This window comes from Roseateles sp. (assembly GCF_036404855.1).
GTDB lineage: Bacteria > Pseudomonadota > Gammaproteobacteria > Burkholderiales > Burkholderiaceae_C > Pelomonas.
The window spans coordinates 1-5087 of the sequence record NZ_DASWYS010000122.1 but is presented as its reverse complement, the minus strand read 5'-3'; the positions used below and the strand labels follow the sequence as shown (position 1 = coordinate 5087).

The 5087-nt window shown below is 71.1% G+C and carries 8 protein-coding genes; 7 read left to right on the top strand and 1 reads right to left on the bottom strand.

Translation table 11 applies throughout. The features are described 5' to 3' along the window. Positions 1-502: hypothetical protein (locus VGF12_RS08250; RefSeq protein WP_331175553.1), on the bottom strand; the 502-nt coding region annotated here is incomplete at its 3' end. A gap of 54 nt (positions 503-556) precedes the next feature. Between VGF12_RS08250 and gspG the strand changes: the two genes are divergently transcribed. From gspG to gspM, 7 genes are all read left to right on the top strand, one after another. Next, the gene (gene gspG / locus VGF12_RS08245) at positions 557-991 is read left to right on the top strand and encodes a type II secretion system major pseudopilin GspG (RefSeq protein WP_331175552.1); all 435 of its coding nucleotides are present in this window, start codon (positions 557-559) and stop codon (positions 989-991) included. A gap of 4 nt (positions 992-995) precedes the next feature. Beyond that, entirely contained in the window at positions 996-1475 is a 480-nt protein-coding gene (locus VGF12_RS08240; RefSeq protein WP_331175551.1) for a pilus assembly FimT family protein, read from the top strand. Next, the gene (gene gspI, locus VGF12_RS08235) at positions 1472-1834 is read left to right on the top strand and encodes a type II secretion system minor pseudopilin GspI (RefSeq protein WP_331175550.1); all 363 of its coding nucleotides are present in this window, start codon (positions 1472-1474) and stop codon (positions 1832-1834) included. Before VGF12_RS08240 ends, gspI begins: the two co-directional genes overlap by 4 nt. Next, on the top strand, positions 1831-2445 hold the full coding sequence (locus VGF12_RS08230) for a prepilin-type N-terminal cleavage/methylation domain-containing protein (RefSeq protein ID WP_331175549.1): 615 nt from the start codon (positions 1831-1833) through the stop codon (positions 2443-2445). The genes gspI and VGF12_RS08230 overlap by 4 nt, the downstream gene beginning before the upstream one ends. Continuing rightward, on the top strand, positions 2442-3431 hold the full coding sequence (gspK, locus tag VGF12_RS08225) for a type II secretion system minor pseudopilin GspK (protein ID WP_331175548.1): 990 nt from the start codon (positions 2442-2444) through the stop codon (positions 3429-3431). Before VGF12_RS08230 ends, gspK begins: the two co-directional genes overlap by 4 nt. A gap of 118 nt (positions 3432-3549) precedes the next feature. Continuing rightward, complete coding sequence (gene gspL, locus VGF12_RS08220; RefSeq protein ID WP_331175547.1) at positions 3550-4800, top strand: type II secretion system protein GspL; 1251 nt, start codon at positions 3550-3552, stop codon at positions 4798-4800. After that, the coding region (gene gspM / locus VGF12_RS08215) for a type II secretion system protein GspM (RefSeq protein ID WP_331175546.1) at positions 4800-5087 on the top strand (288 nt) is incomplete at its 3' end. The genes gspL and gspM, both read left to right, overlap by 1 nt.

Here is a 5087-nt window from a genome sequence, read left to right as displayed (position 1 = left end):
CGCCGGCGTTCGGATTGCCCCCCAGTACGACAGGCGACGGCGCGGCAGGTGGCAGCGCCCCAGTCGCCGGCTCGGCAGGCGGGCTGATCTCCAGGACTTGGACGGGAGTCTGGCCGGTCAACCCCAGGCTGGCGCTGCGGGCATCCACGCGCAGCAGACGCAGTTCGCCATCGACGATGGCGCCCACACGCACCGTACGTGCGACGCCATCCACCTCGATCAACGCCACGCCCTCGCCAGCCTCGGCCGCCCGGGCACTCTTGGGCGCAACGACGCCGAGCAGGCGCAGCCTCGTCGAGACGGCCACGTCCGGCGCCGGCACGGCATCGGACGCCGTCGCGCCCAGCAACCGGCTGAGGTCGACCCGCGCCGAGCGGGCTTCACCCGCCGGCAGCACCGACGCCGGCGTGGCCAACGGCCGCGCAAACAGCTGCAGGCCCCAGTAGGCCACCGAGCCGCCGAGCAGCAGCCACGCCGAAAACGCCATCAATCGAGCAAGCATCGGCCCATTATGATGGCCCGCTCACCGCTGCTTCCGCGCCCCACGCTCCCAGACATGCGTCGCTCCCCCCTTGCCAGCGCCGTCGCCCGCGGCTTCACGCTCATCGAACTGCTGGTCGTGCTCGTCATCATCGGCGTGCTCGCGGCCCTGGTCGTGCCCAACGTGCTGGATCGCGCCGAGGACGCCCGCGTCACCGCCGCCCGCACCGACGTCAACAACCTGATGCAGGCCCTCAAGATGTACAAGCTCGACAACCAGCGCTACCCCAGCGCCGAGCAGGGCCTGGACGCGCTCGTGCACAAGCCCACCGCCGGCACGCCGCCTCCGAACTGGAAGCCCTACCTCGACAAGCTGCCCAACGACCCTTGGGGCCAGCCCTACCAGTACGCCAATCCCGGCGTGAAGGGCGAGGTCGACGTCTACAGCTTTGGCGCCGACGGGCGCGCTGGCGGCGAGGGCCGTGACGCCGACATCGGCTCCTGGCAGTGATCTTGTGCCCTCCGCCCGCGAGCACGCCGCCCGCAGTCGTCCTGGCCGCCACGCCGGCTTCACACTGATCGAACTCCTCGTCGTGGTGGCGCTCATCGCCATCACGAGCGCGACGATCTCGCTGGCCCTGCGCGACCCCGCCGAGCTGCAACTGCAGCGTGAAGCCCAGCGCCTGGCGGCGTTGCTGGAAACGGCGCGCGCCGAAAGCCGCGCCTCCGGCCTGCTTGTGCGCTGGATCCCGAAGGGCCTGAAGACCGGCGACGACTTCCGCTTCGAGGGCCTGCCCCGTACCATCCAGTTGCCGACGCGCTGGCTGAGCGAACCGGTGGCCGTCAGCATCGATAACGCCACGGCCGCCCATCCTGGACTCATCCTCGGTCCTGAGCCCCTCATCCCGGCCCAGCGCCTGCGCCTGCAGCTCGGCGGCCAGCATCTGGTGCTCGGCACCGACGGCCTCTCGCCCTTCGACATCGTCACCCCATGATCAGGCAGCGCGGCTTCACGCTGATCGAGGTGCTGGTCGCCCTCGTCATCGTTGCCATCGCGCTCGGCGCAGGCATCAAGGCGGCGGGGGCGCTGACCAGCAACGCCGAGCGCCTGACCCAGGTCAGCGCCGCACAGTGGTGTGCCGAGAACCAGTTGACCGAGTTGCGTCTGACCCAGCAGTTCCCCGACATCGGCGAGTCCGCCTTCGGCTGCGAGCAGCTTGGTCACACCTATGTCGGCAAGCTGCGGGTCAGCCCGACGCCCAACCCGCTGTTCCGTCGCATCGACGCCGACATCGCCGACGACCAGGGCCAGCCGGTGCTGACTTTGACCACCATCATGGGCAAGTTCTCGTGAAAGCCCGGGGCTTCACGCTGGTCGAGGTACTGGTGGCCCTCGTCGTCATGGCGACGATGGCGGCCATGGCCTGGCGCGGCATCGACGCCCTTGTCCGGAGCCGCGAGATCGCCCAGGCCCACCTGACCCAGACCGCCCGGCTGCAGACTGTGCTGGCGCAGTGGGAGGCCGACCTGCGCGTGCTGCAGGACAGCCACGGCGCCGTGCAGCCCTTGGCCTTCGACGGCGGCAACCTCGTGCTGACCCGCCAGGCCACAGGCGGTCTGCAGGTCGTCGTCTGGAGCCTGCGTGAAGGCAGCCTGTGGCGCTGGGAGAGCCCGGCCCTGCGCACCATGCAGGACCTGGAGGACCAGCGCCAGCGCGGCCTGCAGCAGTTGGCCGAGCGCAACCCGGCGTTGCGCGCCTTCGACGGCGTGGCCGCCTGGCAGTTCTACTGCTATTGGGGCAATGCCTGGAGCAACTGCCAGTCCACCGGCAGCGCCGGCGACACCGCCGGCCCCGTGAAGAGTACCAACCCGACGCCGGCAGGCTTGCGCATTGCAGTGCAGTTCGCCGAGGGCAGCGGCCTGAGCGGCTCGCTGACGCGCGAGCTGGAGGTCACGGTCCGATGAGACGCTTCCAACGCGGCGCGGCGCTGCTGACCGCGATGATCATCGTCACGTTGATCGCGAGCCTGGCGGCGGGCATGGTCTGGCAGCAGTACCGTGCCGTGCAGATCGAGGCCGCGGATCGCGCCCGCGCGCAGAGCGCCTGGATCCTGCAGGGCGCGCTGGACTGGGCGCGCCTCATCCTGCTTGAGGATGCCAAGCAGAATCGCAACAAGCCCGTCGACCACCTCGGCGAGCCCTGGGCTGTGCCGCTGGCTGAGGCCCGGCTGTCCACCTTCCTGGCGGCCGACCGCTCCACCACCAGCGACGATGGCCCCGAGGCCTTCCTGTCCGGCAGCATCGAGGACGCCCAGAGCCGCTACAACCTGCGCGCCCTGCTGGGCGGCCCCAAGGTGCCCGAGCTGGAGCAGCGGGTGCTGGAGCGGCTGTGCAGCCAGGTCAACGTGCCCCCCGGCACGGCCGCGGTCATCATCGCCGGCCTTCGCGAGGCCTTCCCCACGGCGGCCAGCGGCGCCGGCCAGCCCGACACCGGCAGCCCCAGCGGCACCCCCAGCGGCAGCGGGCCACTGCAACCGGCCGGTCTGGACCAGTTGGCCTGGTTCGGCCTGGACCCCGACACGCTTCAGCGCCTGCAGCCTTATGTCGTGTTGCTGCCCAAAGCCACGCCCGTCAACTTGAACACCGCACCGCGCGAGGTTATCGCGGCGCTGTTCGACGATGTCGACCTGGCCACGGCCGAGCGCCTCGTGCAGAGCCGCAAGGCCAAGCCGTTGCAGGACTTGGCCAACGACGCTGCCGCCTATCTGCCAGCCACCGCGCTGGCCCAGGCCACCACCAGCCGCGCGTCGGTGACCTCGTCCTTCTTCGTCGTCACCGGCCGGCTGCGCCTGGACGAGCGCCAGTTGGAGCAGCGTTCGCTGGTCGAGCGCCGCGAGCTGAACATGGTCGTGCTGGCGCGCGAGCGCATCAACCAGTTGCTGGACCGGTGATGCCCCCCGAAACCGCCCTTCGAGGCCCACGCCACCCATCGCGGGGCCCCGCCACGCCGCCCCGGACGGGATGCTCCCTTTCACCCCTCCTAGAATGCGCCGCGCCTGAGCCCTCCCCATGAGCACCCTGCTGCTGTTCCTGCCCCCACGGACGCGCCTTCGCGCACCGGGCCGGGCCGTGCCCGAGCCGGTACGCGCCGATGCCCCGCACGAGTACGACTATGTGCTCACGCCCGACGGCCGCGAGATCGGCGCCGAAGGTCGCGCTGCCGCGACCGCCCTGCCAGCGGCGGATAGTGTCATCGCCGTCCTTGCTGAGTCCGACGTCAGCTGGCGTCGCGTCGAGCTGCCGCGCGCCGGCCGCCAGATGCGCGCCGCCTTGGCCGGCAAGCTCGAGGAGGTCCTGCTCGACGAACCCGAGGCCCTGCACTTCGCGCTCGAGCCCGATGCACTGGGTGGCGACAGCGCCTGGGTCGCCGTCACGTCCAGGCCCTGGCTGGCCGATCACCTCGCCCAGCTCGAGGCCGCGCAGATCTTCATCGATCGTGTCGCGCCGCTGTCCTGGCCGGACGATCTGGCGCGCGGACACTTCTTCGAGGCCCAGGACGAGCGCGAGGCGGCCGGCATCGCCTTGCGCTGGAGCCACGCTGAGGGCGTCGCGACGCTGCCGCTGGATGGCGGCCTGGCACGACAGTTCTTCCCGCCCGGCCTCGTACAGGCCGCGCAATGGACGGCCACGCCCGCTGTCGCCACCGTCGCCGAGCGCTGGCTGGGCACCGCCGTCACCGTGCAGACGCCGGCCCAGCGCGCGCTGGCCGTTGTCGACAATGCTTGGAATCTGCGTCAGTTCGACCTCGCGCCGCGCGCCCGCGGCATACGCGCACTGCGCCTCGTGAGCCGCGCGCTGATGCGAAAGCCCTGGCGCCCAGTGCGCTATGGCCTGGTCGGCCTGGTGCTGGTGCAGGTGCTGGGCCTCAACCTGTGGGCCTGGCACCAGCACCGCGAACTGGCTGCGCGCCGCGAGGCCCTCACCGCAACGTTGACCGGCGCCTTCCCTCAGGTGCGTGCCATCCTCGACGCACCGGTGCAGATGCAGAAGCAACTGGACCTGCTGCGTGCTGGCGCCGGCAGCATCGGCGAGCAGGACTTCGAAGCCTTGCTCGGTGCCGCAGCGCTGGCGTGGCCCGGCGACCGCCCGCCCACCGACGCCCTGGCGTTCGAGCCCGGCCGGCTGACCGTGTCGGCCCAGGGCTGGGCTCCCGCCCAGATCGACAATTTCCGCACCCAGCTGCGCAGCGAAGGCTGGCAACTGGATGCGAGCGAGGGCAAGCTGACCATCAGCCGTGCCTCGCCGCAGGGACGCAGCTGATGGCCAGTTTCCGCAATTCCGCCAGTGGCAATGAGCTCACCACCCGCCTTCGCCATGCCAAGGCCCAGGCGCTGTCGCAATGGCAGGCTCTGGGCGAGCGCGAGCGCCTCGCACTGGGCAGCGTCGGTGCGCTGCTCGGCCTGTTGCTCGCCTGGAGCATCCTGCTCGCGCCAGCCCTGCGCACGCTGAAGACCGCGCCCGCCGAGCTGGAGAAGGTCGAGCTGCAGCTGCAGCAGATGCAGGGCCAGGCGCAGGAGGCCCGCGCGCTGCGCGCGGCGCCCGCCGTG

Excerpts from the sequence above, each read along its gene's own strand:
- gspK (WP_331175548.1), top strand. The coding sequence starts at position 2,442 with ATGAGACGCTTCCAACGCGGCGCGGCGCTGCTGACCGCGATGATCATC.
- gspI (WP_331175550.1), top strand. The coding sequence starts at position 1,472 with ATGATCAGGCAGCGCGGCTTCACGCTGATCGAGGTGCTGGTCGCCCTC.
- gspL (WP_331175547.1), top strand. The coding sequence starts at position 3,550 with ATGAGCACCCTGCTGCTGTTCCTGCCCCCACGGACGCGCCTTCGCGCA.
- gspG (WP_331175552.1), top strand. The coding sequence starts at position 557 with ATGCGTCGCTCCCCCCTTGCCAGCGCCGTCGCCCGCGGCTTCACGCTC.